Here is a 23,495-nt window from a genome sequence, read left to right as displayed (position 1 = left end):
AGATTCCCCCATGAAGGACTTTTTATGCGCACGACTCAACGAATATAAGGATAAATACTCAGAGCTTATATCGTCTATGGAGAAAAACTACAAAACGACAATCTGGGGCATGGGGATCATGCCTTCCTATTCGCCGGCCCCCTATATGTCGGAGCTCCAGGGATGTAAGCCTGGACGCTTTCTAAAAAAAAATTCCGAGCCAGACAAAAACAGGCAATGTTACTTCTTAAATAAAGATAACAACATAATAGGTGAGTTGAAATTTGCGAAATACGTAACAATTAAAAAGCAATGGATTGTTTATAGAAGATTTTTTTTGCATGAGGCCGATCAAATCCTTGAGCTTACATTCGGCAGTGAGCTAAACGGCAACCTAGAGGCCAACCTTGACTCGGTTTCCCTTATTACGTTTCTGAATGACAAAGCTACAGGGCATTACTGTTTGAACAACACGGGAGAATACTTCGAAACCCTTTATAAATATAACGCCGATAAAATCACTTCGATTACTGAAAAAATATGGCGAAGCACCTTCACGGAAAGATTTTATGAGATCAATCACGCAGGTGATTCCCTAACCATTTTTGAAGTACTTACGGACAATAGCAAACTGAAAATTTATCCTGAGGAATGATTGACGAGATCAAACTCTTGACGAGCAAGTATTTACCCACACTTGAAGACTCAGAGCATTCGAGAGGCGGCCGTACTCTAGGGTTATTTATTACCATCCAAGATGGCGGCTCCACCCAGCCCAACATTCACGGAAACGATGCTTCACCTGGGACGGCCTGCGTCTGTTGCAGGAGCATCGCCATCAACAGACCAGCCTCTACCTCTACGAAGACGAAGGTTACGAACCGCTGGCCCGTGTCGACGGCACCGGCCCGCTGCAAAAAATCCGTTATTACCACAACGACCTGAACGGCCTGCCGAAACAGCTCACCGAGGCGGACGGCCACAACGTCTGGCAGGCGAGTTATCGGGTGTGGGGCAACACGTTAGAAGAGGTGCGCGAGCCGTATTACATCGAAGAGCAGAACCTGCGGTTTCAGGGGCAGTACCTGGATCGGGAAACGGGGCTGCATTTCAATACGTTCAGGTTTTATGATCCGGATGTGGGGCGGTTTACGACGCCGGATCCGATTGGGTTGGCGGGTGGATTCAACCTCTATCAATACGCACCGAATCCGATTGGGTGGGTGGATCCGTGGGGGTGGGAAGTTTGTCGACTCAGCGCCTCACAGAAGAGAGCGATGGGGCCTGCACCTAAGGGTATGGTAAAGCCGCATTACCATCATATCGTCCGCGAAAAAGCTCCAAAAAGCTGGAAAGCTCAAAATCAAAAGTACATTACCGACTCGCAAAAAATTCTGGCCAAACACAAAATTGGTCTAAACAACGACCCGCGCAACTTCACCTGGGCCCAAAATGGTGGAGGGAATCACTCGATAGCCAGCGCCAAAAAAGTCTATGAAATACTACAGAAAGCGGACGTCGGCGGGCTGGCCAGTGTCCAAAACGCATTGAAAAATATGGGTGCTCAAATGTCAAAAGGTATTTTTTAAATGAACAACCCAGAAGAAACTTATGAAAAGAACATCAAGACTTTATTAGCCATTCACGCAGACATCGCGTCGGGTAATGCAGCCTCACTAAAAAAGCACCTAGAGAAAAATTCCGTTCTATTGCACCTGCCCATGTATGGCCTTGATGGGCATGAGACCCTGCTGCACATGGCTGCCGAACAGGGTCAAACCGAAATTTGCCGCTTATTGGTGTCTTTAGGTATTGCGCTGGACCAGCCTGCCGTCAGTTCCGGCAATAGCACGCCACTTGCCGCAGCCGCTGGCAATGGACATCTACAAACATGCCAATGGTTTCTTGAGGCCGGTGCTTTGGTGGATGGGTGGCCTAACAGCATAACCACCCCCCTGATTGACGCGATTACCTTTGGGCATCAGGACGTCGTTAATCTTCTTATAGAACACCATGCCAACATCAATCGACTGCACACCAGGCTGAATACCGCACCATTGGACATCGCCAATACCTGGGGATTTACAGAGATTGCGTCCACCTTAAGAAAATCGGGGGCGGTCAGTATCATGGACATTGTTGAAAGCCGGCCCGAGGAATTTGGTGGTTCTATAGTCACTTTCGTGCACAACACCGCTGGCTGGGTTTTACCCGCACAACTGAGCCCCTTCACTAATGAAGAGGGTCTGGAGCTGCGTATCAGCTGTATTGATGGCAAAAACAAGTTCAAGTTACTCTTCACCATTGGACTTTTTGCCAAAAGTCCTCATACCGAATTATTCGTATGCTTGCCTGGCGACTGGCCTCTTACGCAGCAAGGTTTTACCCCCCACAGTCCTTGGGTTTTTCCGGTTGAGTTGCTGTCTCTGCTCGCTCGCCACACGTTCGATGATGGCCCCTTGTCGGAAGGCTTCTTGATTCGTCGTTCCGATGCCATGTATGCCAACCTGGCCTGGCCAGACGAAGTGGATGCTTTCGTGGCCGTGGATAAAGCCTGGGATACGAAAACTGAAAAAGAGACGATCCCCGACGATGAAAAGGTGATGCTCTATGTTTTGGCACCTGTCAAATTCACGAAAAAAGGCGAACCTGACGCAGAAGCATTGCGTGCTCTGATACAACGCAAACGTACAGCCAGTTGGGCGAGTGTGGTCATTCCCGCTCCGGATCCAGGGATACCACAGTAGAAATGCTTGAAAACACATTCTCAAATGACGAAGCGGCCATCACGCCAGCGGATCTGGATCATCTGGAATCCGTCATTGGTAAGAAGCTACCGACGCCCTTTAGAAACCATTACCTCAAGTACAACGGCGGCGTACCGGAGCGGACCTATTGGGTCAGCGAAGATTTTGACGAGCCACTGGAAGTGGTTGCGTTCAAGCCGATTACCGGTGACGACTCCACACTGCTGTCCACCTACCAGTTGATGCTAAAAAAACAGGTACTTCCTGCACACCTCCTGCCTTTCGCGAACGACTGGGGTGGCAACTTCTTTTGCTTGAATCTTGATACGGAGGCCGTTAGTTATTTTACGACTGATAGCTTTGATAGCGACCTAAGCCCTGAAGAGAATCAGGCTCAATCCGAAAAACTGGTCTGCTCGAATTTCCTCCGGTTTGTTCAAGGGTTGATCGGTGAGGAAGATTTGGACGAGGAGTGAATGGGTCAACGCCGCTGTTTAAAAGCCTTGTAGGTAACGTCGTGAAAGCTACAACATCTTGCGTCGTTGCCTACGGCTACGCCAGAATCCGCCGGCTTGTGCGCTTTGGGGCCGGTCGGTAACTTCATTCGTGTCACTGATCGTCAGTGGTCGGGTTTAGTCGCCCGCTGGTAATTGAAGTTGTACAAGCGTCCGTCAGACAGGTATTTCCTACCTGCTTTTGATGGTAGCTGTGCGTAGGGCACCTTTGGGTGCGCCGGCTTCTTCAATTCCCCGGTCCGACTAACCTGCGTACAGCTGCCACCCCTTCGTTTAGTCGGCGAAGTGGTGTCAGCATCACTCAAGGAATTGAAGATCATGTTCAAGGTCACAACTAACCCACCGGACACCGATTCGGTCTCCCCATACGAAAGCCCTGATTCAAAAAAACCCAACGACGCCGCCGAGCGCGCCCTCGACCATCACTTCCCGCCAGCCGAACCAAAACCATCGAAACGCAACGGCCAACTCTTCAGCGTCTGCCCGGGCATCAACACTGAAGCCCTCCTCGCCAACGCCTCGGAAGACCTCTTGTCCATCAGCGCCATCGCCGCCGACCTCGCCGACGATGTGGACGGTTCACGCCGCTCCATAGTCTTGGCGCTCAGCCGCATGGCCGACGGGGTGCATTTGTTGGTGGAGCGAGCGCTGGATCACCTGAATGAGCCGGAAATAGCAGCGATTCTCGCCAGGAAACAAAGCCGAGTCGGCTGATCCGCCAGACAGAAAAAATGGGCACCCAACCTCGTTGGCGTGCCCATTTTTTATCCCGCTAACCCGCTATGCGGGAAGTCGGTGCGTGTTACGGATTAACGCTGTCCTTCAACGATTTGCCCGGCTTGAACGCAACAGTGTTGCTGGCCTTGATTTTGACTGGCTCACCGGTCTGCGGGTTTTTGCCCGTACGTGCCCCGCGATGGCGTTGCAGGAAGGTCCCGAAGCCCACCAGCGTGACGCTGTCTTTGCGGTGCAGAGCGCCGGTGATTTCTTCGAGAACGGCGTTGAGAACGCGATTGGCCTGCTCTTTGGTGAGGTCTGCTTTTTCCGCGATTGCAGCGGCGAGTTCTGGTTTACGCATTAGTGAAGCCCCTTTGACGGTTTTTTGTTGTTATGTCCGTGCTGTTCTCGTTGGAACAGCGCCTAAGGCGCCGCAGGTGCTCTACTCTGCGGCAGACGGGAGTGAGAATGGCACGCGCTTTAGAGCGGCGCCAGTCTCCCCGCGACCTTTGTGGGAGCAAAAGCGGGGTGATTCCGACAGAACGACCGCTATTTACGCCAGCAAGGCCGGAAGCTCTTTGTTCAGAGCGAGTTTTTCCATCACCGCCGCGCCTGTCAGGGCATAGCCCAGCAATTTGCCGGCGCTGTCGCGGCACAACACCTTGATGTCCGCGCCCTGCCCTTCGACCGTCCAGACGCCCTCCGTGCCCCGTGGTGGCGGCGAAACCACCAATGGGCAGACCGGGGTTTTCACGGTGATTGGCATCGGGCCATAACTCACTGCTGTAGGGTTGCTGGCGAGGGTTTGGGCCAGCGCTCTCGCACAGCTCATGAGGGGCATGACGTACAACAGATTCAGCCCATCGACCTCGGCGCAGTCGCCCAAGGCATAGATGTTGGCGTGAGAGGTTTTCAGCTGACGGTCGACCACCACGCCACGGTTGACCTGCAGCCCGGCAGCGGCCGCCAGGTCGATGCGCGGACGCAGACCGATGGCCGACACCACCACATCGCACGGGATGACCTGGCCATCGGACAGATGCGCTTCCAGGCCATCAGCCACTCGTTGCAGGCGATTGAGCACCGGCCCGAGGTGGAAGCGCGCGCCCAGGCTTTCCAGGCCGGCCTGGACCGCAGCGGCCGCCGCTGGGTGCAGCAAGGTCGGCATGACCTGTTCGCACGGTGCAACCAGTTGCACCTCGTAACCACCGAGGATGAGATCGTTGGCGAATTCGCAGCCGATCAAACCGGCGCCCAGCAGCAATACTCGACGCTTGCCGGCCGCAGCCGCGCGAAAGCGTGTGTAGTCTTCAAGATCATTGATCGGGAAAACGGCATCCGCCGCGTCGCCTTCGATCGTCACCCGCACGGTTTCCGCGCCCCACGCCAGGATCAGGTCGCGGTAGATCACCGCTTCTTCGCCGATCCACAGGCGTTTATGGCCCGGATCGATACCGCTGATGCGCGTGTGGGTGCGCACTTCGGCTTTCAATTGCTCGGCCATGGCGCCCGGTTCGGCCATGCTCAGGCCGTCGGCGTCTTTATTCTTGCCGAAGCCGGTGGAGAGCATCGGCTTGGAGTAGGAGCGTCCGTCATCTGCAGTAATCAGCAGCAGCGGGGTTTCGCCATCGAGTTTGCGAAACTCCCGGGCCAGATTGTAGCCAGCCAGCCCAGTGCCGACGATCACGACAGGTGCGTTCATTCCCTTACTCCTTGGATTCTTAGTTGATTTCGATCATTTCGAAATCCATCTTGCCCACGCCGCAGTCCGGGCACAGCCAGTCTTCCGGCACGTCCTGCCACAGCGTGCCCGCCGCAATGCCGTCGTCCGGCCAGCCCTCGGCCTCGTTATAAATCAGGCCGCAGACCACACATTGCCACTTTTTCATTCAGGTATTTCCTCAGGATTCAGGCTTTTGCCGGCGCGAACGGTCGATCGGTGAAGCGTTGCCGTCCGGCTCAGGGCGTTTTGTACTGATCGGACCCGGCAGATGCAAGCCTGTTCGGCGTAACGGCAGGCCGGTCAATCAAAATTGGTGCCTGACATGGTAAGCTCGCCGCCTCATTTGCTGCCAATAATGACTCACTGTGCCGCACTCAAAATCCCCCTCCGCGACACCGATTTGGCTCTCTCGAAGCCAACTGACGCCCCTCCCCGCCACGTCTACGCTCGATTGGCTGTTCGATGAAGGGTCGCTGACCCGGCGCTTGATCCGCCTGTCGAATGATGGCTTCAGCGTCACCCCGCTGTTCGAAGGCTGGCAATCGCTGCGCGCCGACGAATGTGCTGCGTTGGAGCTGGCTGAAGGCAGTGAAGGCTGGGTGCGCGAGGTGTATCTGCGCGGCCATGGTGAAGCTTGGGTTTTTGCGCGCAGCGTGGCGGCGCGTAGTGCGTTGCAGGGCGACGGATTGCATATGGATGAATTGGGCAGCCGCTCTCTGGGCGAATTGCTGTTTTGTGATCAGGCATTCCAGCGCCGGGCCATTGAGGTTTGTCACTATCCTCAAGCATGGTTGCCGATGGAGGCTCAGACGCCTGAACTGTGGGGCCGGCGCTCGCGTTTCGACCGCGGCGCCTTGAGCGTGCTGGTGGCCGAGATCTTCCTGCCGACCTTGTGGAACGCCACCCGCGCCCATCCGGAGAATTGCTGATGTACCAGAGCCTGCTCAAGTCCCTGAACCGCTTGAATCCTCGGGCCTGGGATTTTATTCAGCTGACCCGGATGGACAAGCCGATCGGCATTTATTTGCTGCTATGGCCAACATTGTGGGCACTCTGGATTGCCGGTGAAGGTTCGCCTTCATTGGCCAATATCGTGATTTTCGTGCTCGGCGTGGTACTGACCCGTGCCGGCGGTTGCGTGATCAACGACTGGGCGGACCGTAAGGTCGATGGCCACGTGAAACGCACCGAACAGCGGCCACTGGTGAGCGGCAAGATCAGCTCGAAAGAAGCCTTGGTGTTCTTCGCGGTGCTGATGGGCGTGAGTTTCCTGCTGGTGCTGTGTACTAACGCGACGACTGTGTGGCTGTCGCTGGGCGGCCTGGCCCTGGCATTCACCTATCCATTCATGAAGCGTTACACCTATTACCCGCAAGTGGTGCTGGGCGCGGCGTTCTCCTGGGGCATGCCGATGGCGTTCACCGCCGAAACCGGTGAACTGCCGGCGGCGGCCTGGTTGTTGTGGATCGCCAACCTGTTGTGGACCGTGGGCTACGACACCTATTACGCCATGACCGATCGCGACGATGACCTGAAGATCGGGGTGAAATCCACAGCGATTCTGTTTGGCGACGCGGACAGGGTGATCATTCTGACCCTGCAAGGATTGGCATTGGGGTGCCTGCTGCTGGCGGGTTCGAAATTCCAGCTTGGCGGCTGGTTCCACCTCGGGCTACTGGCGGCGGCGGGTTGTTTTGCGTGGGAGTTCTGGTACACCCGCAGCAAGGACCGGATGCGCTGCTTCCAGGCGTTTTTGCATAACCATTGGGCGGGGTTGGCGATTTTTGTCGGGATTGTGCTGGATTACGCGCAGCGCTGAAGCGACTGACGCCTTCGCGGGCAAGCCTCGCTCCTAAGGGAACGAGGCTGTGGTTCCTGAACTCGCTTACTTCTTAGGTCCGGAGTTGGTGATGACGTGCCAGACATCTTTCATGCCGTCACCCTTCATTTCTCCAGGTTTTTCGTCCTTCATAAACGTATATAGCGGCTTACCGTCATAAGCCCATTGCATCGTGCCGTCATCCCGTTTGATTGGCGTAAATTTGCCTTCGGCCTTGGCGCCTGCCGGGGCCATCATCGGTGGCCAGTTCTTGGCACAATCATCGTTACACATCGACTTGCCGCCGGTGTCCTTGTCGAACGTGTAAACGGTCATACCCTTGTGGTCGACCATCATGTCGCCTTTCATCATCGCCGGTTCGGCGGCGAAAGCCATCGTCGGAAAAATCAAGGCAGTGGTCAGCATCAGGGTTTTGAAGGAAAAAGTGTGCGATGTCATGGAAACCTTCCTTTTGTGGTTGTCAGGATTCGGACTTAGAGCTTAGTTCAGGATCACGACAATCGCAGGACGGCTAAAATACTGTCACACGACTGCAATAATTCCGTTATCTAATGCGGCGCAAGACAGTTAAATGACAAGAGGATTAACGCATGGTTGGCAGGAGCATTCTGATCGTCGACGACGAAGCGCCCATTCGCGAAATGATCGCCGTTGCGTTGGAAATGGCCGGCTATGACTGCCTGGAGGCGGAGAACTCGCAGCAGGCCCATGCCATTATCGTCGACCGTAAACCGGACCTGATCCTCCTCGACTGGATGCTGCCCGGCACCTCCGGCATCGAGCTGGCCCGGCGTCTCAAGCGCGATGAGCTGACCGGGGATATCCCGATCATCATGCTCACGGCCAAGGGCGAAGAGGACAACAAGATCCAGGGCCTGGAAGTCGGCGCTGACGACTACATCACCAAACCATTTTCCCCACGAGAGCTGGTGGCGCGCCTGAAAGCCGTGCTGCGCCGCGCCGGCCCGACCGATGGCGAATCGCCGATCGAAGTTGGCGGTCTGCTGCTGGACCCGATCAGCCACCGCGTGACCATCGACGGCAAGCCTGCCGAGATGGGCCCGACCGAATACCGTTTGCTGCAATTTTTCATGACCCACCAGGAACGTGCCTACACCCGCGGCCAGTTGCTGGATCAGGTCTGGGGCGGCAATGTCTATGTCGAAGAGCGCACGGTCGATGTGCACATCCGTCGCCTGCGCAAAGCCCTCGGCGACGCCTACGAAAATCTGGTACAAACCGTGCGCGGCACTGGTTACCGGTTTTCCACCAAGGCCTGAAAACTCGCTGACAAGGACGCATATTTTCCGTGAACCAAAACTGGCATGGCACCCTGATTCGCCACATGCTGTTGCTGGTCACCGCCTGCCTGGTGATCGGCCTGATTTCCGGCTACTACGGCTGGAGCCTCGCCGTGGGCCTGGGCCTTTACCTGGCGTGGACCCTCAAGCAGTTGCTGCGCTTGCATGAATGGCTGCGCCAGCACCAACCCGATGAAGCACCTCCCGACGGCTACGGCCTGTGGGGTGAAGTGTTCGACAGCATCTACCACCTGCAACGCCGCGACCAACGGGTGCGCGGGCGCCTGCAAGCGGTGATCGACCGGGTTCAGGAATCCACCGCTGCGCTGAAAGATGCGGTGATCATGCTCGACAGCGACGGCAACCTGGAATGGTGGAACCGCGCCGCCGAAACCCTGCTCGGTCTCAAGACCCCTCAGGACAGTGGCCAGCCAGTGACCAACCTGGTGCGCCATCCGCGCTTCAAGGAATACTTCGAGCAGGACAGCTACGCCGAGCCGTTGGAAATTCCTTCGCCGATCAATGATCGCCTGCGTATTCAGTTGTACATCACCCGCTACGGCAACAACGAACACTTGATGCTGGTGCGCGACGTGACGCGTATCCATCAGCTGGAACAGATGCGCAAAGACTTCATCGCCAACGTGTCCCACGAGCTGCGCACGCCGCTGACGGTGATCTGCGGCTACCTGGAGACCCTGCTCGACAACGTCGAGGAAGTGAACCCGCGCTGGACCCGTGCCCTGCAGCAAATGCAGCAGCAAGGCGGGCGCATGCAGACCTTGCTTAACGACTTGCTGTTGCTGGCCAAGCTTGAAGCCACCGACTACCCCTCGGACAACCAGCCAGTGGCCATCGACGGCTTGTTGCAATCGATCAAGAGTGACGCACAGCAACTGTCCGCTCAGCGTAACCAGAAGATCACGCTGGAAGCCGACCCGACGATTCTGCTCAAGGGCAGCGAAGCCGAATTGCGTAGCGCGTTCTCCAACCTGGTGTTCAACGCAGTGAAGTACACCCCGGCCGAGGGCAATATCCGCATTCGCTGGTGGGGTGATGATCAAGGCGCACACCTGAGCGTGCAGGATTCGGGGATTGGCATCGACAGCAAACACTTGCCGCGCCTGACTGAACGCTTCTACCGCGTCGACTCCAGCCGCAACTCCAACACCGGCGGCACCGGGCTGGGGCTGGCCATCGTCAAACATGTGTTGCTGCGCCACCGGGCGCGCATGGAAATCAGCAGTGTGCCGGGCCACGGCAGCACGTTTACCTGCCATTTCGCCCCGGCGCAGGTGACTAAATCTCAGGTCATCAGCACTACCGACTGATACCGGCCAGCACTCGCCACTAGGCAATCACTCAGTCAGCCGCTACATTGGCTGACTTGTGCCTGCCCTTCAGGCGCACTTTTTTCTTTCCTTTCGAATACACGGAACCCGCAAAACTCCATCATGGACCCATCCCCTGGCTTGACCCTCGCGACACTCTTCGCCGATTTCGGCATGATTCTTTTTGCTCTGATCCTGGTTTTGCTCAACGGCTTTTTCGTTGCGGCGGAATTTGCCATGGTCAAATTGCGCTCGACCCGGGTCGAGGCCATCGCTGATAAAAACGGCTGGCGCGGACACATTCTGCGCACCGTTCACAGTCAGCTCGACGCGTACCTCTCTGCCTGTCAGCTGGGTATCACCCTCGCCTCCCTGGGCCTTGGCTGGGTCGGTGAACCGGCGTTCGCTCACCTCCTCGAACCGGTGCTGAGCGCTGTAGGCGTAGAGTCCGCCGAAGTGGTCAAGGGCGTATCGTTCTTCACCGCGTTCTTCATCATTTCGTACCTGCACATCGTGGTCGGCGAACTGGCCCCCAAATCCTGGGCCATCCGCAAACCCGAGCTGCTGTCGCTCTGGACAGCCGTGCCGCTGTACCTGTTCTACTGGGCCATGTACCCGGCCATTTACCTGCTCAACGCCAGTGCCAACACGATCCTGCGGATCGCCGGCCAAGGTGAACCCGGCCCGCATCACGAGCACCATTACAGCCGCGAAGAACTGAAACTGATCCTGCACTCCAGCCGTGGCCAGGACCCGAGCGACCAAGGCATGCGCGTTTTGGCCTCGGCGGTGGAAATGGGCGAGCTGGAAGTGGTCGACTGGGCCAACTCCCGGGAAGACCTGGTGACGCTGGAGTTCAACGCGCCACTCAAGGAAATCCTGGCGATGTTCCGTCGCCACAAGTTCAGCCGCTACCCGGTGTATGACAGTGAGCGCCAGGAGTTCGTCGGCCTGCTGCACATCAAGGATTTGCTGCTGGAACTGGCGGCCCTGGATCACATTCCCGAGTCGTTCAACCTCGCCGAACTGACCCGCCCGCTGGAGCGCGTGTCTCGTCACATGCCGCTGTCGCAGCTGCTGGAACAGTTCCGCAAGGGCGGCTCGCATTTCGCTGTGGTCGAGGAAGCCGACGGCAACATCATCGGCTACCTGACCATGGAAGACGTGCTGGAAGTGCTGGTAGGCGACATTCAGGACGAACACCGCAAGGCCGAACGCGGAATCCTCGCGTATCAGCCGGGCAAACTGCTGGTGCGGGGCGATACGCCGCTGTTCAAGGTTGAACGCCTGCTGGGCATCGATCTGGACCACATCGAAGCCGAAACCCTCGCCGGGCTGGTCTACGAAACCCTGAAACGGGTGCCGGAAGAGGAAGAAGTGCTGGAAGTCGAAGGCTTGCGCATCATCATCAAGAAGATGAAAGGGCCGAAGATTGTTTTGGCCAAGGTGTTGATGCTGGATTAATGCCCTGATCCAGATCCGCGTCGATCCCTTCGCGGGCAAGCCCGCTCCCACAAGGATTTGCCCAGGACCTGTGGGAGCGGGCTCGCCCGCGATGGCGTTGGGTCAGGCAACCTCTCACTGCTTGCCCAACGCAAAATTGGGCAACGCGCCTACCGGTTGATTGAACTGGTACGGAATCGACACCAGCCCCAACCCGGTATTGCGCTGCACCACGAAGTGCAGGTGCGGGCCGCTGCTATTGCCGGTGTTGCCCGACAGCGCCAGCGCACTGCCCACCACCACTCGCTGACCTTCCCGTACGCTGACCGAGCCTTTCTTGAGGTGCAGGTACACGCCCATGGTCCCGTCATCGTGCAACACCCGCACGAAGTTGCCCGACGGATCATTGCCGCGCCCAGTCTGGCCATTTTCGGTTTTCACCACCATCCCGCCGCGCGCCGCGATGATCGGCGTGCCTTCGGGCATGGCAATGTCCATCGCATAACGGTTCTTCGGCCCGTAATGGCTATATTGGCCATTGGCGCCCTGACTCAGCCGAAACGGCCCACCACGCCAGGGCAACGGATATCGATAGGTCATGGCGGACCCTGCAGGGTCGCCCAGGGAATATTCGAACCTCGGGGTATACGTCAGCGGCCTTCCGGCCTTCGTCGCCTTGAGCAGCGCCAGACGAATGTTACTGCGCGCCGGTAGAACACGACGAATCGGTCGGCTCGGCGCGCCGCTGACGTTATTCAACCCGGCAAAACTCAGCTCGATCTCGACCGGCGCATACAGATCGTTGCGCACAAACACACTGTCCATGCCCCTCTGCTTCTTGATATCGAGGTACACCTGCCGCTCAAGGCGCTCGACCATCCGGTCCCGAAAAACGAACACCTTCGCGCCTTTGGTGGGGCGGTCGCTGTAAGAGACCACGCCACTGGCATTGGTGGACCTGTAGATCGTCATGGCCACAACCGAGGTGGAGGCCATGAACAGACCACAGAAAAACAGCAGGCGCGCGAGCATGGGCAAGATTCTGTCGAGTAAGGCCTGGAAAGGAGCCTAGCAGCTGAAATGGACCAGCGTTGTCGGCAGATGTTTCAAATGATCGTTCCCACGCTCTGCGTGGGAATGCAGCAAAGGACGCTCTGCGTCCCATCCGAAGCGGACGCGGAGCGTCCGGGGAGGCATTCCCACGCAGAGCGTGGGAACGATCAGCGGTACATGTTACGCACCCGGTACGAAATGCTTCTGCGCGGTGCCACGGGCGATCAGACGGGAGATGTAGTCGAGCTTCTGTGCATCCTGGTCGACAAAGCGGAAGGTCAGTTGCAGCCATTCGCTGTCAGGTTTCGGCTCGTGGGCGACGATGGCATGCAGATAGCCGTTGAGACGGGCGATTTCGGCATTGTCGCCCTGCTCCAGGTCGAGTACGGCGCTGTCGAGGACTTGCGGCAGGGTGTCGGTGCGTTTCACCACCAGCAGCGCTTCCTTGATGCTCAAGGCTTTGATCACGCATTGCTGGGTGCCGCTCGGCAGGCGCAGTTGGCCTTGGCCACGGCCGCCAGCCGATGCGGCGGAGGCAGCAGGTGCCTTGACCGGCGGGCTGTTAAGCAGGCCGCGAGACGGTGCGGCTGCCGGGGCTGGTGCGGCAGCGGCAGGTCTGGCGAATGGGTTGACCGGTGCCGCCGATGGCGCGACCACGGCTGCCTTGCCGCCAGTGAGCGCGCTAAGGGAGTCGTTGCCGAACGCCGAGTTCATTTTGGTCGGAGCACCGTTCATCAAGGTGTCGAGTTTGCCGACCTTGTTCAGCGCCTGTTTGACCTTGGTCAGCAGCTGTTCGTTGGTGAACGGTTTGCTGACGTAGCCGGAAACCCCGGCCTGAATCGCCTGGACGACGTTCTCTTTGTCGCCACGGCTGGTGACCATCACGAACGGCATGGTTTTGAGGTTGTCCTGCTCGCGGCACCAGGTCAGCAGCTCAAGACCGGACATTTCCGGCATTTCCCAGTCGCACAGAACCAGGTCGAACGCTTCTTTGGCCAGCATGGCCTGGGCCTTTTTACCGTTGACTGCATCTTCGGTCCGGATTCCCGGGAAGTAGTTGCGCAGGCACTTCTTTACCAGGTCACGAATGAACGCCGCATCGTCCACGACCAACACACTAATCTTGCTCATCCAACACCCCTTTAAAAATCCCGGCAAGCATAACGCTGGCTGATGGCACTTTGCCAAAACTCTTCAGTCACGCCGGGACTTTTCGTTCGCGGGTGCTGCTTTTCAATTCTTCAATTCGAAAGCCACGCAAACAAAAACGCCCGGCCAAAGGGCCGGGCGCTTTCCTAGGGGCAGTCTTACTTATCGTCAGCTTTGCCCGGAACATTAGCGGTTTCGGCACTTGTGCCTTCAACTTCTTCCTTCATGCGCTTGAGGCCCAGGTGACGTACGTCGGTGCCGCGCACCAGGTAAATCACCAGTTCCGAGATATTGCGCGCGTGGTCGCCGATCCGCTCCAGGGAACGCAGCACCCAGATAATGCTCAAGACCCGCGAGATAGAGCGCGGGTCTTCCATCATGTAGGTGGCGAGTTCACGCAGTGCGGTCTTGTATTCGCGGTCGATGATCTTGTCGTATTGCGCCACCGACAATGCCAGGTCGGCGTCGAAGCGGGCAAACGCATCCAAGGCATCGCGAACCATGTTGCGCACCTGGTCGCCGATGTGGCGAACCTCGACGTAACCGCGCGGCGCTTCGCCTTCTTCGCACAACTGAATGGCACGACGGGCGATCTTGGTAGCTTCGTCGCCGATGCGCTCCAGGTCGATCACCGACTTGGAGATGCTGATGATCAAACGCAAGTCCGACGCCGCCGGCTGACGACGAGCCAGAATGCGCAGGCATTCTTCGTCGATGTTGCGTTCCATCTGGTTGATCTGGTCGTCGATCTCGCGCACTTGCTGGGCCAGGCCAGAGTCGGCCTCGATCAGCGCGGTCACCGCGTCGTTGACCTGCTTTTCCACCAGCCCGCCCATGGCCAGGAGGTGGCTGCGCACTTCCTCGAGCTCAGCGTTGAACTGCGCGGAGATGTGATGGGTAAGGCCTTCTTTACTAATCATGTTGGCGTCCTTGGAGCGTCCGGTAAGGTGCGGTGGACCGCAGCGTCAGTTCAGTGAGCAACAACAGCTTCCTAGCCGTAACGACCGGTAATGTAGTCTTCGGTCTGCTTCTTCGCCGGATTGGTGAACAGGGTATCGGTGTCGCCGAATTCCACCAGTTTGCCCATGTACATGAACGCCGTGTAGTCGGAAACCCGCGCGGCCTGTTGCATGTTGTGGGTCACGATAACAATGGTGAACTTCGATTTCAGTTCGTAGATCAGCTCTTCGACTTTCAGCGTGGAGATCGGGTCGAGTGCCGAGCACGGTTCGTCGAGCAGCAGCACTTCTGGTTCCACGGCGATGGTGCGGGCAATCACCAGACGTTGCTGCTGACCACCGGACAGGCCGAGTGCCGACTCGTGCAGACGGTCTTTGACCTCATCCCACAGCGCCGCGCCTTTCAACGCCCACTCGACGGCTTCGTCGAGGATGCGTTTCTTGTTGATACCCTGGATGCGCAGACCGTAAACCACGTTTTCGTAGATGGTTTTCGGGAACGGGTTGGGCTTCTGGAACACCATGCCGACCCGGCGACGCAGCTCGGCCACGTCCTCGCCCTTGCGGTAGATGTTGTTACCGTAGAGGTTGATCGCGCCTTCGACGCGGCAGCCGTCCACCAGGTCGTTCATGCGGTTGAAGGTGCGCAGCAGCGTGGACTTGCCGCAGCCGGACGGGCCGATGAAGGCGGTCACGCGCTGTTTCGGGATGTTCATGCTGACGTCGAACAGCGCTTGTTTCTCGCCGTAGAACAGGCTCAGGCCCGGTACTTCGATGGCCACGGTTTCCTGCTCGAGGCTCAGGCTCTGTTTGTCGCGGCCCAGGGCCGACATGTTGATGCCGTGAGTGTGTGCTTCGTGCTGCATGGGAGGCTCCCCTGTGCTAACAAATTCGGTTCGTTGAACCGCTGGCTTGGTGTTCGGGCCAGCGGCTTACTCAAAATCTCTGTCTGACGCCGGTCCCTGTGGGAGCTGGCTTGCCTGCGAAGGCATCACTGCGGTGCCTCTGATACACCGCGTCGTTCGCATCGCAGGCAAGCCAGCTCCCACAAGGGACAGCGGCGACCCATTAACTTAGCTATCCAGCGCTTTGTATTTTTCGCGCAGATGGTTACGGATATAAACGGCCGACAAGTTGAGCGTGGCAATCACCAGCACCAGCAGCAATGCAGTGGCATACACCAGCGGCCGCGCGGCTTCGACGTTCGGGCTCTGGAAGCCGACGTCATAAATGTGGAAGCCCAAGTGCATGATCTTCTGGTCCAGGTGCAAGTACGGGTAGTTGCCATCCAGCGGCAGCGACGGCGCCAGTTTCACCACACCCACCAGCATCAGCGGCGCCACTTCACCGGCGGCACGGGCCACGGCGAGGATCATGCCGGTCATCATCGCCGGGCTGGCCATCGGCAGCACGATCTTCCACAAAGTCTCGGCCTTGGTCGCGCCAAGAGCCAACGAGCCTTCGCGAACGGTACGAGGAATCCGCGCCAGGCCTTCTTCGGTGGCCACGATCACCACCGGCACCGCCAGCAGCGCCAGGGTCAGCGAGGCCCAGAGCAGGCCCGGCGTACCGAAGGTCGGCGCCGGCAGTGCTTCAGGGAAGAACAACCGGTCGACCGAACCGCCGAGCACGTAGACGAAGAAGCCCAGACCGAACACGCCGTAAACGATGGCTGGAACACCCGCCAGGTTGTTCACCGCGATGCGGATCAGCCGGGTCATTGGCCCTTGCCGTGCATATTCACGCAGGTAAACCGCCGCCAGCACGCCGAATGGCGTCACGATCATCGCCATGATCAATGTCATCATCACGGTGCCGAAAATCGCCGGGAAAATCCCGCCTTCGGTGTTGGCTTCACGCGGGTCATCACTGAGGAATTCCCAGACCTTGCTGAAGTAGAAGCCGATCTTGGTGAAGGTGCCCATGGCGTTCGGCTGGTAGGCGTGAACCACTTTACCAATGCCGATTTCGACTTCTTTACCGTTTGCGTCGCGAGCGGTCAGGCTGTCGCGGTTGAATTGAGCATGCAGATCATTCAGGCGCGCTTCGATTTCCTGATAACGCGCATTCAGCTCGGCGCGCTCGGACTCGAGGTCCGCTTGGGCGGCAGCGTCGAGACGGCCGGCCAGTTCCAGTTTGCGACCGTGCAGACGCACACGTTCGAGACCGGCGTTGATTGCGCCGATGTCGACCTTTTCCAAGGTCTTGAGCTGTGCGGCGAGCTGGTTGACGCGATCCACGCGCGTCTGCAACTCAGGCCATGCGGCCTCGCCTTCAGCAATGACTTTGCCGTCCTGCTTAACGTTGACCAGGTAGCCGTAGAAGTTGCCCCACTCGCGACGCTCGATAGCCATCAGCTCGGGTGGAGTCTTCTGGTTGGTCAGCCACTCGCCGACAATCCAGGTGAAGTCAGTGCCGTTCAGATCACGGTTGCCGACCTTGATCAGCTCGCGAGTCATGAACTCCGGGCCCTGATCGGGCACCGGCAGGCCAGCGCTTTTCAGGCGCTCGCGTGGCACTTCTTCCTTCTGCACCACTTCGCCGATGACGAGGTGATTGGCTTGGCCTGGCACGTCGTAACTGGCGTGGATCAGGTCCGCCGGCCAGAAGTGACCCAGACCGCGCACGGCAATCACCGCCAGCAGGCCAATGGTCATGATGACCGCAATGGACACCGCGCCACCGCTGATCCAGACGCCGGGGGCGCCGCTCTTGAACCATCCATTCAGGGAGTTCTGTTTCACAGACTTCTACCTTTCTTAAAGCGACGAGTATTTCTTGCGCAGACGCTGACGAATCAGTTCCGCGAGGGTGTTCATGACGAAGGTGAACAACAGCAGCACCAGCGCCGAGAGGAACAGCACGCGGTAGTGGCTGCCGCCGACTTCCGACTCAGGCATTTCCACCGCGACGTTGGCCGCCAGGGTGCGCAGGCCTTCGAACAGGTTCATTTCCATGACCGGGGTGTTACCGGTGGCCATCAGCACGATCATGGTTTCACCGACCGCACGACCCATGCCGATCATCAGCGCGGAGAAAATGCCCGGGCTGGCGGTGAGGATCACCACGCGGGTCATGGTCTGCCACGGCGTGGCACCGAGGGCCAGGGAGCCCAGGGTCAGGCCGCGAGGCACGCTGAACACGGCGTCTTCGGCGATGGAGTAGATGTTCGGAATGACCGCGAAGCCCATGGCCAGACCGACTACCAGAGCGTTGCGCTGGTCGTAGGTAATCCCCAGGTCGTGGGAGATCCACATGCGCATGTCGCCGCCGAAGAACCAGGTTTCCATGTACGGGCTCATGTACAGCGACAACCAGCCCACAAACAGAATTACCGGAATCAGGATCGCGCTTTCCCAGCCGTCCGGCACTTTCAGGCGGATGGATTCAGGCAGGCGACTGAAGGTGAAACCGGCGACCAGGATGCCAATTGGCATCAACAGCAGCAGACTGAAAATCCCCGGCAAATGACCTTCCACATACGGCGCCAGGAACAGGCCGGCGAAGAAGCCGAGGATCACCGTCGGCATCGCTTCCATCAGCTCGATCACCGGCTTGACCTTGCGACGCATGCCCGGAGCCATGAAGTACGCGGTGTAGATCGCAGCGGCCACGGCCAGTGGCGCGGCCAGCAGCATCGCGTAGAACGCAGCTTTCAGGGTACCGAAGGTCAGCGGCGAGAGGCTCAGCTTGGGTTCGAAGTCGGTGTTGGCGGCGGTCGATTGCCAGACGTATTTAGGCTCGTCGTAGTTCTCGTACCAGACCTTGCTCCACAACGCGCTCCACGAGACTTCCGGGTGTGGGTTGTCGAGCAGCAACGGTTGCAGCTTGCCGCCCTGCTCCACGATCACGCGGTTGGCCCGTGGCGACATGCCGAAAAGGCCTTGGCCGTCGACCACCTGATCCACCAGTAAAGTGCGGTGAGCGGTGCTGTGGAACACGCCGAGTTTGCCAGACGCGTCGAGGGCAACGAAGCCTTTGCGACGCTCTTCGGCGGTGATTTCAACGATCGGCGTAGTGCCCATCTGGAAGGTACGAATCTGCTTCAGACGCTGCTCGCCATCTGGATCGCGAGCCATGAACCATTGGGCGAGACCGCCCTTGGAGTCACCAACGATCAGCGAGATACCGCCCAACAATTGTGTAATAGCAGTGACTTCGGAATTGCCGTCTTCAAGCAATTTGTAGCGCCCGTTGAGGCTCTTGTCGCGCAGACTGAAAACGTCGGCCTGAGCGCGACCATTGACCACGTACAACCACTGCTGACGCGGGTCGATGAAGATGTTCTTCACCGGCTCGGTCATTTGCGGCAGCTCAACGCGCTTCTGCTCGTTGGTGACTTCGCCGGTCATCATGTTTTCTTCGCTGGTCAGCGACAGTACATGCAGCTGCGCGGCCGTGGAGCCAGCCAGCAGCAGGGTCGAATCGGCAGCGTTGAGGCTGACGTGCTCCAGAGCACCGCCCGCCTCGTTCAGCACGATTGGCGTTTCGCCGTACGGGTATTCAATGGCCGGCGAGATGGTTTTCTTGCCATCCGGGTAGCTGACTTTATACGTGTGACGGAACACCAGCGCCTGACCGTTGGACAAACCCACCGCCACCAATGGCTGGCCAGGTTGATCTTCACCGATGGAGGTTACGCTGGTGCCAGCCGGAATCGGCAGGTCGACGCGGCGCAGTTCGGCGCCAGTGTCGATATCAAAGAACAATGCCTGGCCCTTGTCGGAAACCCGCATGGCGACCTGGTTCTGCTCTTCGAGGGAAATCATCAGCGGCTTGCCGGCGTCTTGCATCCAGGCGGGCGTGATGGCGTCTTTGGCGGTCAGGTCCGCACCCTGGAACAGCGGCGCGACGACATAACCGAGGAAGAAAAAGATCAGGGTGATCGCGCCAAGAACGGCGAGGCCGCCCACGAGGACGTACCAGCGGGTCAGGCGATCTTTCAGCGCACGAATACGGCGCTTGCGTTGCAGCTCAGGCGTATTGAAGTCAATTCGCTTGGGGGGATTTGTAGTCATGGTGGAGTTGGCCAGATCATTCATGCGCACACCCTAGCGATCCTGTATGACAGAAAGATGACAATGCAGTGACGCAACAAATCCGCCGTCGGGAGAATCCGGCAGCGGAGTAAAAATTGGGGGGGTGTAGGAGCTGTCGAGGGAACCGAGGCTGCGATCTTTTGATCTTGCAGTTGGAAAGCCAGATCAAAAGATCGCAGCCTCGTTTCACTCGACAGCTCCTACACAGGTCCGGGTTTAGCCCGGACCTAGGGTTTTACTTTTTTGCGACGTTACCGCCTTCCTGCAGACCCAGGTCAGCCAGTGCTTTTGCAGCAACCTTGGCTGGCAGCGGGATGTAGCCGTCTTTCACAACCACTTCCTGACCCTGTTTGGACAGAATCAGTTTCACGAACTCGGCTTCCAGCGGGGCCAGAGGCTTGTTCGGGGCCTTGTTGACGTAAACGTAGAGGAAACGCGACAGCGGATACTTGCCGTTCAGGGTGTTTTCTTCGGTGTCTTCGATGAAGTCAGTGCTGCCTTTCTTGGCCAGGGCCACGGTTTTCACGCTGGCGGTCTTGTAGCCGATGCCCGAGTAACCGACGCCATTCAGCGAGGAGCTGATCGACTGTACGACCGAAGCCGAGCCTGGTTGTTCGTTGACGTTAGGTTTGTAGTCGCCTTTGCACAGGGCTTCTTCTTTGAAGTAGCCGTAAGTGCCGGATACCGAGTTACGACCGAACAGCTGAACCGGCTTATTGGCCAGGTCGCCGGTCACGCCCAGGTCACCCCAGGTTTTCACGTCGGTTTTACCGCCACACAGGCGCGTCGAAGAGAAGATCGCGTCGACCTGTTCCATGGTCAGGTGCTTGATCGGGTTGTCTTTGTGTACGAACACCGCCAAGGCATCCACAGCAACCGGGATAGCGGTTGGCTTGTAGCCATACTTGGTTTCGAAGGCTTGCAGTTCGTTGTCCTTCATCTTACGGCTCATCGGGCCCAGGTTAGCGGTGCCTTCAGTCAGCGCAGGTGGCGCGGTAGAAGAACCGGCAGCCTGAATCTGGATGTTTACGTTCGGGTATTCTTTTTTGTAGTTCTCAGCCCACAGGGTCATGAGGTTAGCCAGGGTATCGGAGCCGACGCTGGACAGGTTGCCCGACACACCAGTGGTCTTGGTGTAGCTCGGGATAGCAGGGTCAACAGCGGCAACCGCGTTGGCAGTCGCAACGCCAGCAGCGACAAAAGTCATTGCCGCCATCAAACGCTTCAGTTTCATGCCTTACTCCTAGCAGATAGGTGTGTTAAGTCGGGGCCAAGTATCAGCAGGCCGTGTGAACACTCTATGGCTGAAATATGACAATTGGATGAAAGGCCAGCATCTAGCGATAGATCGTTCCCACGCTCTTCGTGGGAATGCATCTCGGGACGCTCTGCGTCCCATTCAAAAGCGGACGCAGAGCGTCCATGGCGGCATTCCCACGCAGAGCGTGGGAACGATCGGTTACAAGGTTAGCGCCCTTTCTTCCAGAGATACGCCCCTACCAAAATCCCAACGCCGCAAATGATCGCCACATAATAGGCAGGCCCCATCGGGCTTTCCTTCAGCAGCAACGTCACCACCATCGGCGTCAGGCCACCGAAAATCGCGTAAGCCAGGTTGTAGGAAAACGACAACCCGCTGAACCGCACCACCGCCGGGAAGGCTTTGACCATCACATACGGCACCGCACCGATGGTCCCGACCAGCAGACCGGTCAGGGCATACATCGGGAACAGCCAGTCGGGATGGTTGAACAGGCTGTGATAGAACGTCCACGAACTGATCAGCAGCGCGGCGCTACCGAACACGAACACCCGGCCAGCGCCGAAGCGGTCAGCCAGAGTACCGGAGGCTACACAGCCCAGGCTCAGGAACACGATGGCCAGGCTGTTGGCCTGCAACGCGGTAGTCGGCGAGAAGTGGTAAACGGTCTGCAGCACGGTCGGCGTCATGAGGATGATCACGATGATGCCGGCGGACAGCAGCCAGGTCAGCAGCATGGAAATCAGGATCGCACCGCGATGGTCGCGCAACACGGCGCGCAGCGGCACTTCCTCGGCCAGGGCCTTGCGCAATTGAAGCTCGGCGAACACCGGAGTTTCGTGGAGCCAACGGCGCAGGTAGACCGAGAACAGGCCAAACACACCGCCCAGCAGGAACGGGATCCGCCAGGCGTAATCCGAAACTTCAACCGGTGTGTAAATGCTGTTGATCGCGGTGGCGACCAATGAGCCCAAAAGAATACCGGCGGTCAGACCGCAGGTCAGCGTGCCGCAGGCATAACCGATGTGCCGCTGTGGCACGTGTTCGGAAACGAATACCCAAGCCCCCGGCACTTCACCGCCAATCGCCGCGCCCTGGATCACCCGCATCAGCAGCAACAGGATCGGCGCCCACATACCAATCTGCGCATAAGTCGGCAGCAAGCCCATGATCAGGGTCGGCACTGCCATCATGAAAATGCTCAAGGTGAACATCTTCTTGCGCCCCAGCAGATCACCGAAGTGCGCCATGACGATGCCACCCAGCGGCCGCGCCAGGTAGCCAGCGGCGAAGATGCCGAAAGTCTGCATCAGGCGCAGCCACTCGGGCATGTCGGCAGGAAAGAACAGCTTGCCGACCACCGTGGCAAAGAACACAAAGATGATGAAGTCGTAAAACTCCAGCGCGCCGCCCAGGGCAGACAGCGATAACGTCTTATAGTCGTTGCGGGTCAGCGGACGTGCGGATTGGTTGGGCTGCGCGATGCTCGAGGGCGCTGTGGTCATGGCAAGGGCTTCTCTTATAGTCGGATCTGCAACCTCGACAACGCTGGCTGAGGCTTGGGCAGGTTCGGCACGATAGCAAATTGTTCAAAAAAGCACATAGAGGCGCGTATTTGACGGTCAAAATGAGAACCGGACGGTCGTCTCGGAGTCTACCGATCGATATACTCGTAACATTGCAACGGCTTGTAAGGGGTTGCTGTGCGAAACCGTCGTTGGCATCCGTCAGCCGATTTCGCAGAGTTTCCCTTTAGGCGCCTTACGAAAAACGTGACGAACGTAGTATGTTCGGGGCTGAATCGTTTTTCCAAGGCTCCAGTGCGCAAAGTCGCCGAGCGAAGGTCAGGCAAGGCAAAAACAGGCGAGGACGCGGAGTTTGCTGCTGTAAATGAGCGTCCGAGCCTGTTTTTAACGCAGCATGACCGAGCGCAGGCACTTTGCGCGCGGAGCCGTAAGACGGCTATTCACCCGCTACATACATGAAGAGTCACGGGTCAGAGGCACCCCCGGCATGATAGAGCTCGAACAAGAAGATCCAATCCCGCAAGGCGACCTGGCCCTGCAAATCACCGCGCTTCCGCGCGAAACCAATGGCTTTGGCGATATTTTCGGCGGCTGGCTGGTGGCGCAGATGGATTTGGCTGGCACCGCAATGGCCAGCAAGGTCGCCGGTGGTCGCGTGGCCACCGTAGCGATCGATCGCATGGCGTTCCTGGTGCCGGTAGCGGTGGGTGCTCAGCTCTCCTTCTATACCCAGGCCCTGGAAATCGGCCGCAGCTCGATTCAGATGATGGTCGAAGTCTGGAGCGACGATCCACTGTCCAGCGAATGGCGTAAAGTGACCGAAGCAGTCTTCGTGTTTGTCGCCATCGACGGCAGCGGCCGCACTCGCTCGGTTCCGCCTAGAGCTCGTTAAACCGGAGCCCGTAAAAAAAG

General features: G+C 58.1%; 22 protein-coding genes and 1 pseudogene. 11 read left to right on the top strand and 12 right to left on the bottom strand.

Going from position 1 to position 23,495, the window contains the following annotated elements; all coding sequences use genetic code 11:
* Window positions 1–10 precede the first annotated feature (10 nt).
* The 5 genes and pseudogenes from JFU11_RS15505 to JFU11_RS15485 all read left to right on the top strand — a co-directional run bounded on the left by JFU11_RS15505 (window position 11) and on the right by JFU11_RS15485 (window position 3,955).
* Window positions 11–634, top strand: a complete 624-nt coding sequence (locus tag JFU11_RS15505) for a hypothetical protein (RefSeq protein WP_201061158.1) — start codon at window positions 11–13, stop codon at window positions 632–634.
* 142 nt (window positions 635–776) lie between these two features.
* A pseudogene (locus JFU11_RS15500) lies at window positions 777–1,568 on the top strand (RHS repeat-associated core domain-containing protein); the annotation flags it as partial.
* Complete coding sequence (locus JFU11_RS15495) at window positions 1,569–2,726, top strand: ankyrin repeat domain-containing protein (protein ID WP_123720163.1); 1,158 nt, start codon at window positions 1,569–1,571, stop codon at window positions 2,724–2,726.
* 2 nt (window positions 2,727–2,728) lie between these two features.
* Window positions 2,729–3,202 carry an SMI1/KNR4 family protein gene (locus JFU11_RS15490; protein WP_048397464.1) on the top strand — a complete coding sequence of 158 codons (474 nt, stop codon included), beginning with the start codon at window positions 2,729–2,731 and terminating at the stop codon, window positions 3,200–3,202.
* Window positions 3,203–3,559: 357 nt separating this feature from the next.
* On the top strand, window positions 3,560–3,955 hold the full coding sequence (locus tag JFU11_RS15485; protein WP_123720162.1) for a DUF6124 family protein: 396 nt from the start codon (window positions 3,560–3,562) through the stop codon (window positions 3,953–3,955).
* An 88-nt stretch (window positions 3,956–4,043) separates the two neighbouring features.
* Here the strand turns inward: JFU11_RS15485 and JFU11_RS15480 are convergent, their stop codons facing one another.
* From JFU11_RS15480 to JFU11_RS15470, 3 genes are all read right to left on the bottom strand, one after another.
* Entirely contained in the window at window positions 4,044–4,319 is a 276-nt protein-coding gene (locus tag JFU11_RS15480; protein WP_003213368.1) for an HU family DNA-binding protein, read from the bottom strand.
* A 192-nt stretch (window positions 4,320–4,511) separates the two neighbouring features.
* The gene (locus JFU11_RS15475; RefSeq protein WP_201061154.1) at window positions 4,512–5,660 is read right to left on the bottom strand and encodes an FAD-dependent oxidoreductase; all 1,149 of its coding nucleotides are present in this window, start codon (window positions 5,658–5,660) and stop codon (window positions 4,512–4,514) included.
* Window positions 5,661–5,679: 19 nt separating this feature from the next.
* Window positions 5,680–5,847: a rubredoxin gene (locus JFU11_RS15470; protein WP_010465298.1), complete on the bottom strand. Its 168-nt coding sequence runs from the start codon at window positions 5,845–5,847 to the stop codon at window positions 5,680–5,682.
* Window positions 5,848–6,046: 199 nt separating this feature from the next.
* Between JFU11_RS15470 and JFU11_RS15465 the strand changes: the two genes are divergently transcribed.
* The gene (locus tag JFU11_RS15465) at window positions 6,047–6,610 is read left to right on the top strand and encodes a chorismate lyase (protein ID WP_123720160.1); all 564 of its coding nucleotides are present in this window, start codon (window positions 6,047–6,049) and stop codon (window positions 6,608–6,610) included.
* Complete coding sequence (gene ubiA, locus JFU11_RS15460; protein ID WP_201061152.1) at window positions 6,610–7,500, top strand: 4-hydroxybenzoate octaprenyltransferase; 891 nt, start codon at window positions 6,610–6,612, stop codon at window positions 7,498–7,500. The genes JFU11_RS15465 and ubiA overlap by 1 nt, the downstream gene beginning before the upstream one ends.
* A 66-nt stretch (window positions 7,501–7,566) precedes the next feature.
* Here ubiA and JFU11_RS15455 read toward each other — a convergent pair whose 3' ends face one another.
* Entirely contained in the window at window positions 7,567–7,959 is a 393-nt protein-coding gene (locus JFU11_RS15455; RefSeq protein ID WP_123720158.1) for a hypothetical protein, read from the bottom strand.
* A 152-nt stretch (window positions 7,960–8,111) separates the two neighbouring features.
* On the opposite strand from JFU11_RS15455, the gene phoB reads away from it, so the two are divergent.
* The 3 genes from phoB to JFU11_RS15440 all read left to right on the top strand — a co-directional run bounded on the left by phoB (window position 8,112) and on the right by JFU11_RS15440 (window position 11,617).
* Window positions 8,112–8,801 (top strand): phosphate regulon transcriptional regulator PhoB, encoded by a 690-nt coding sequence (gene phoB, locus JFU11_RS15450; protein WP_008007735.1) that lies wholly within the window; start codon window positions 8,112–8,114, stop codon window positions 8,799–8,801.
* Between the two features lie 65 nt (window positions 8,802–8,866).
* Window positions 8,867–10,153, top strand: a complete 1,287-nt coding sequence (phoR, locus tag JFU11_RS15445) for a phosphate regulon sensor histidine kinase PhoR (protein ID WP_207189003.1) — start codon at window positions 8,867–8,869, stop codon at window positions 10,151–10,153.
* Window positions 10,154–10,276: 123 nt separating this feature from the next.
* Complete coding sequence (locus JFU11_RS15440) at window positions 10,277–11,617, top strand: hemolysin family protein (RefSeq protein WP_201061150.1); 1,341 nt, start codon at window positions 10,277–10,279, stop codon at window positions 11,615–11,617.
* 114 nt (window positions 11,618–11,731) lie between these two features.
* Here JFU11_RS15440 and JFU11_RS15435 read toward each other — a convergent pair whose 3' ends face one another.
* The 8 genes from JFU11_RS15435 to JFU11_RS15400 all read right to left on the bottom strand — a co-directional run bounded on the left by JFU11_RS15435 (window position 11,732) and on the right by JFU11_RS15400 (window position 22,562).
* Entirely contained in the window at window positions 11,732–12,628 is an 897-nt protein-coding gene (locus JFU11_RS15435) for a peptidoglycan DD-metalloendopeptidase family protein (RefSeq protein ID WP_201061149.1), read from the bottom strand.
* A gap of 201 nt (window positions 12,629–12,829) precedes the next feature.
* Window positions 12,830–13,780, bottom strand: a complete 951-nt coding sequence (locus tag JFU11_RS15430) for a response regulator (RefSeq protein ID WP_201061148.1) — start codon at window positions 13,778–13,780, stop codon at window positions 12,830–12,832.
* Window positions 13,781–13,956: 176 nt separating this feature from the next.
* The gene (phoU, locus tag JFU11_RS15425) at window positions 13,957–14,718 is read right to left on the bottom strand and encodes a phosphate signaling complex protein PhoU (RefSeq protein WP_007896483.1); all 762 of its coding nucleotides are present in this window, start codon (window positions 14,716–14,718) and stop codon (window positions 13,957–13,959) included.
* Window positions 14,719–14,789: 71 nt separating this feature from the next.
* The gene (gene pstB, locus JFU11_RS15420) at window positions 14,790–15,623 is read right to left on the bottom strand and encodes a phosphate ABC transporter ATP-binding protein PstB (RefSeq protein ID WP_123720154.1); all 834 of its coding nucleotides are present in this window, start codon (window positions 15,621–15,623) and stop codon (window positions 14,790–14,792) included.
* A 207-nt stretch (window positions 15,624–15,830) separates the two neighbouring features.
* The gene (gene pstA, locus JFU11_RS15415) at window positions 15,831–17,501 is read right to left on the bottom strand and encodes a phosphate ABC transporter permease PstA (RefSeq protein ID WP_123720153.1); all 1,671 of its coding nucleotides are present in this window, start codon (window positions 17,499–17,501) and stop codon (window positions 15,831–15,833) included.
* Between the two features lie 15 nt (window positions 17,502–17,516).
* Window positions 17,517–19,550, bottom strand: a complete 2,034-nt coding sequence (locus JFU11_RS15410; protein WP_201121327.1) for an ABC transporter permease subunit — start codon at window positions 19,548–19,550, stop codon at window positions 17,517–17,519.
* A gap of 481 nt (window positions 19,551–20,031) precedes the next feature.
* Entirely contained in the window at window positions 20,032–21,030 is a 999-nt protein-coding gene (locus JFU11_RS15405) for a phosphate ABC transporter substrate-binding protein PstS family protein (RefSeq protein WP_201061146.1), read from the bottom strand.
* Window positions 21,031–21,263: 233 nt separating this feature from the next.
* The gene (locus tag JFU11_RS15400; RefSeq protein ID WP_123720151.1) at window positions 21,264–22,562 is read right to left on the bottom strand and encodes an MFS transporter; all 1,299 of its coding nucleotides are present in this window, start codon (window positions 22,560–22,562) and stop codon (window positions 21,264–21,266) included.
* 508 nt (window positions 22,563–23,070) lie between these two features.
* Here JFU11_RS15400 and JFU11_RS15395 point away from each other — a divergent pair.
* The gene (locus JFU11_RS15395) at window positions 23,071–23,475 is read left to right on the top strand and encodes an acyl-CoA thioesterase (RefSeq protein ID WP_007896491.1); all 405 of its coding nucleotides are present in this window, start codon (window positions 23,071–23,073) and stop codon (window positions 23,473–23,475) included.
* The last annotated feature ends 20 nt before the right edge of the window (window positions 23,476–23,495 follow it).

It is taken from the genome of Pseudomonas sp. TH37 (assembly GCF_016650735.1).
In the GTDB taxonomy this organism is placed as follows: domain Bacteria; phylum Pseudomonadota; class Gammaproteobacteria; order Pseudomonadales; family Pseudomonadaceae; genus Aquipseudomonas; species Aquipseudomonas farris.
The sequence above is the reverse complement of the archived record's forward strand: the minus strand, read 5'-3'. Positions and strand labels throughout refer to the sequence as shown.

Excerpts from the sequence above, each read along its gene's own strand:
- phoR (WP_207189003.1), top strand. The coding sequence starts at position 8,867 with ATGCTGTTGCTGGTCACCGCCTGCCTGGTGATCGGCCTGATTTCCGGC.
- JFU11_RS15455 (WP_123720158.1), bottom strand. The coding sequence starts at position 7,959 with ATGACATCGCACACTTTTTCCTTCAAAACCCTGATGCTGACCACTGCC.
- JFU11_RS15395 (WP_007896491.1), top strand. The coding sequence starts at position 23,071 with ATGATAGAGCTCGAACAAGAAGATCCAATCCCGCAAGGCGACCTGGCC.
- JFU11_RS15490 (WP_048397464.1), top strand. The coding sequence starts at position 2,729 with ATGCTTGAAAACACATTCTCAAATGACGAAGCGGCCATCACGCCAGCG.
- JFU11_RS15400 (WP_123720151.1), bottom strand. The coding sequence starts at position 22,562 with ATGACCACAGCGCCCTCGAGCATCGCGCAGCCCAACCAATCCGCACGT.
- ubiA (WP_201061152.1), top strand. The coding sequence starts at position 6,610 with ATGTACCAGAGCCTGCTCAAGTCCCTGAACCGCTTGAATCCTCGGGCC.
- JFU11_RS15440 (WP_201061150.1), top strand. The coding sequence starts at position 10,277 with ATGGACCCATCCCCTGGCTTGACCCTCGCGACACTCTTCGCCGATTTC.
- JFU11_RS15405 (WP_201061146.1), bottom strand. The coding sequence starts at position 21,030 with ATGAAACTGAAGCGTTTGATGGCGGCAATGACTTTTGTCGCTGCTGGC.
- JFU11_RS15505 (WP_201061158.1), top strand. The coding sequence starts at position 11 with ATGAAGGACTTTTTATGCGCACGACTCAACGAATATAAGGATAAATAC.
- JFU11_RS15480 (WP_003213368.1), bottom strand. The coding sequence starts at position 4,319 with ATGCGTAAACCAGAACTCGCCGCTGCAATCGCGGAAAAAGCAGACCTC.
- JFU11_RS15410 (WP_201121327.1), bottom strand. The coding sequence starts at position 19,550 with ATGCAAGACGCCGGCAAGCCGCTGATGATTTCCCTCGAAGAGCAGAAC.
- JFU11_RS15435 (WP_201061149.1), bottom strand. The coding sequence starts at position 12,628 with ATGCTCGCGCGCCTGCTGTTTTTCTGTGGTCTGTTCATGGCCTCCACC.
- pstB (WP_123720154.1), bottom strand. The coding sequence starts at position 15,623 with ATGCAGCACGAAGCACACACTCACGGCATCAACATGTCGGCCCTGGGC.
- JFU11_RS15430 (WP_201061148.1), bottom strand. The coding sequence starts at position 13,780 with ATGAGCAAGATTAGTGTGTTGGTCGTGGACGATGCGGCGTTCATTCGT.
- JFU11_RS15470 (WP_010465298.1), bottom strand. The coding sequence starts at position 5,847 with ATGAAAAAGTGGCAATGTGTGGTCTGCGGCCTGATTTATAACGAGGCC.
- phoU (WP_007896483.1), bottom strand. The coding sequence starts at position 14,718 with ATGATTAGTAAAGAAGGCCTTACCCATCACATCTCCGCGCAGTTCAAC.
- JFU11_RS15485 (WP_123720162.1), top strand. The coding sequence starts at position 3,560 with ATGTTCAAGGTCACAACTAACCCACCGGACACCGATTCGGTCTCCCCA.
- JFU11_RS15495 (WP_123720163.1), top strand. The coding sequence starts at position 1,569 with ATGAACAACCCAGAAGAAACTTATGAAAAGAACATCAAGACTTTATTA.
- phoB (WP_008007735.1), top strand. The coding sequence starts at position 8,112 with ATGGTTGGCAGGAGCATTCTGATCGTCGACGACGAAGCGCCCATTCGC.
- JFU11_RS15475 (WP_201061154.1), bottom strand. The coding sequence starts at position 5,660 with ATGAACGCACCTGTCGTGATCGTCGGCACTGGGCTGGCTGGCTACAAT.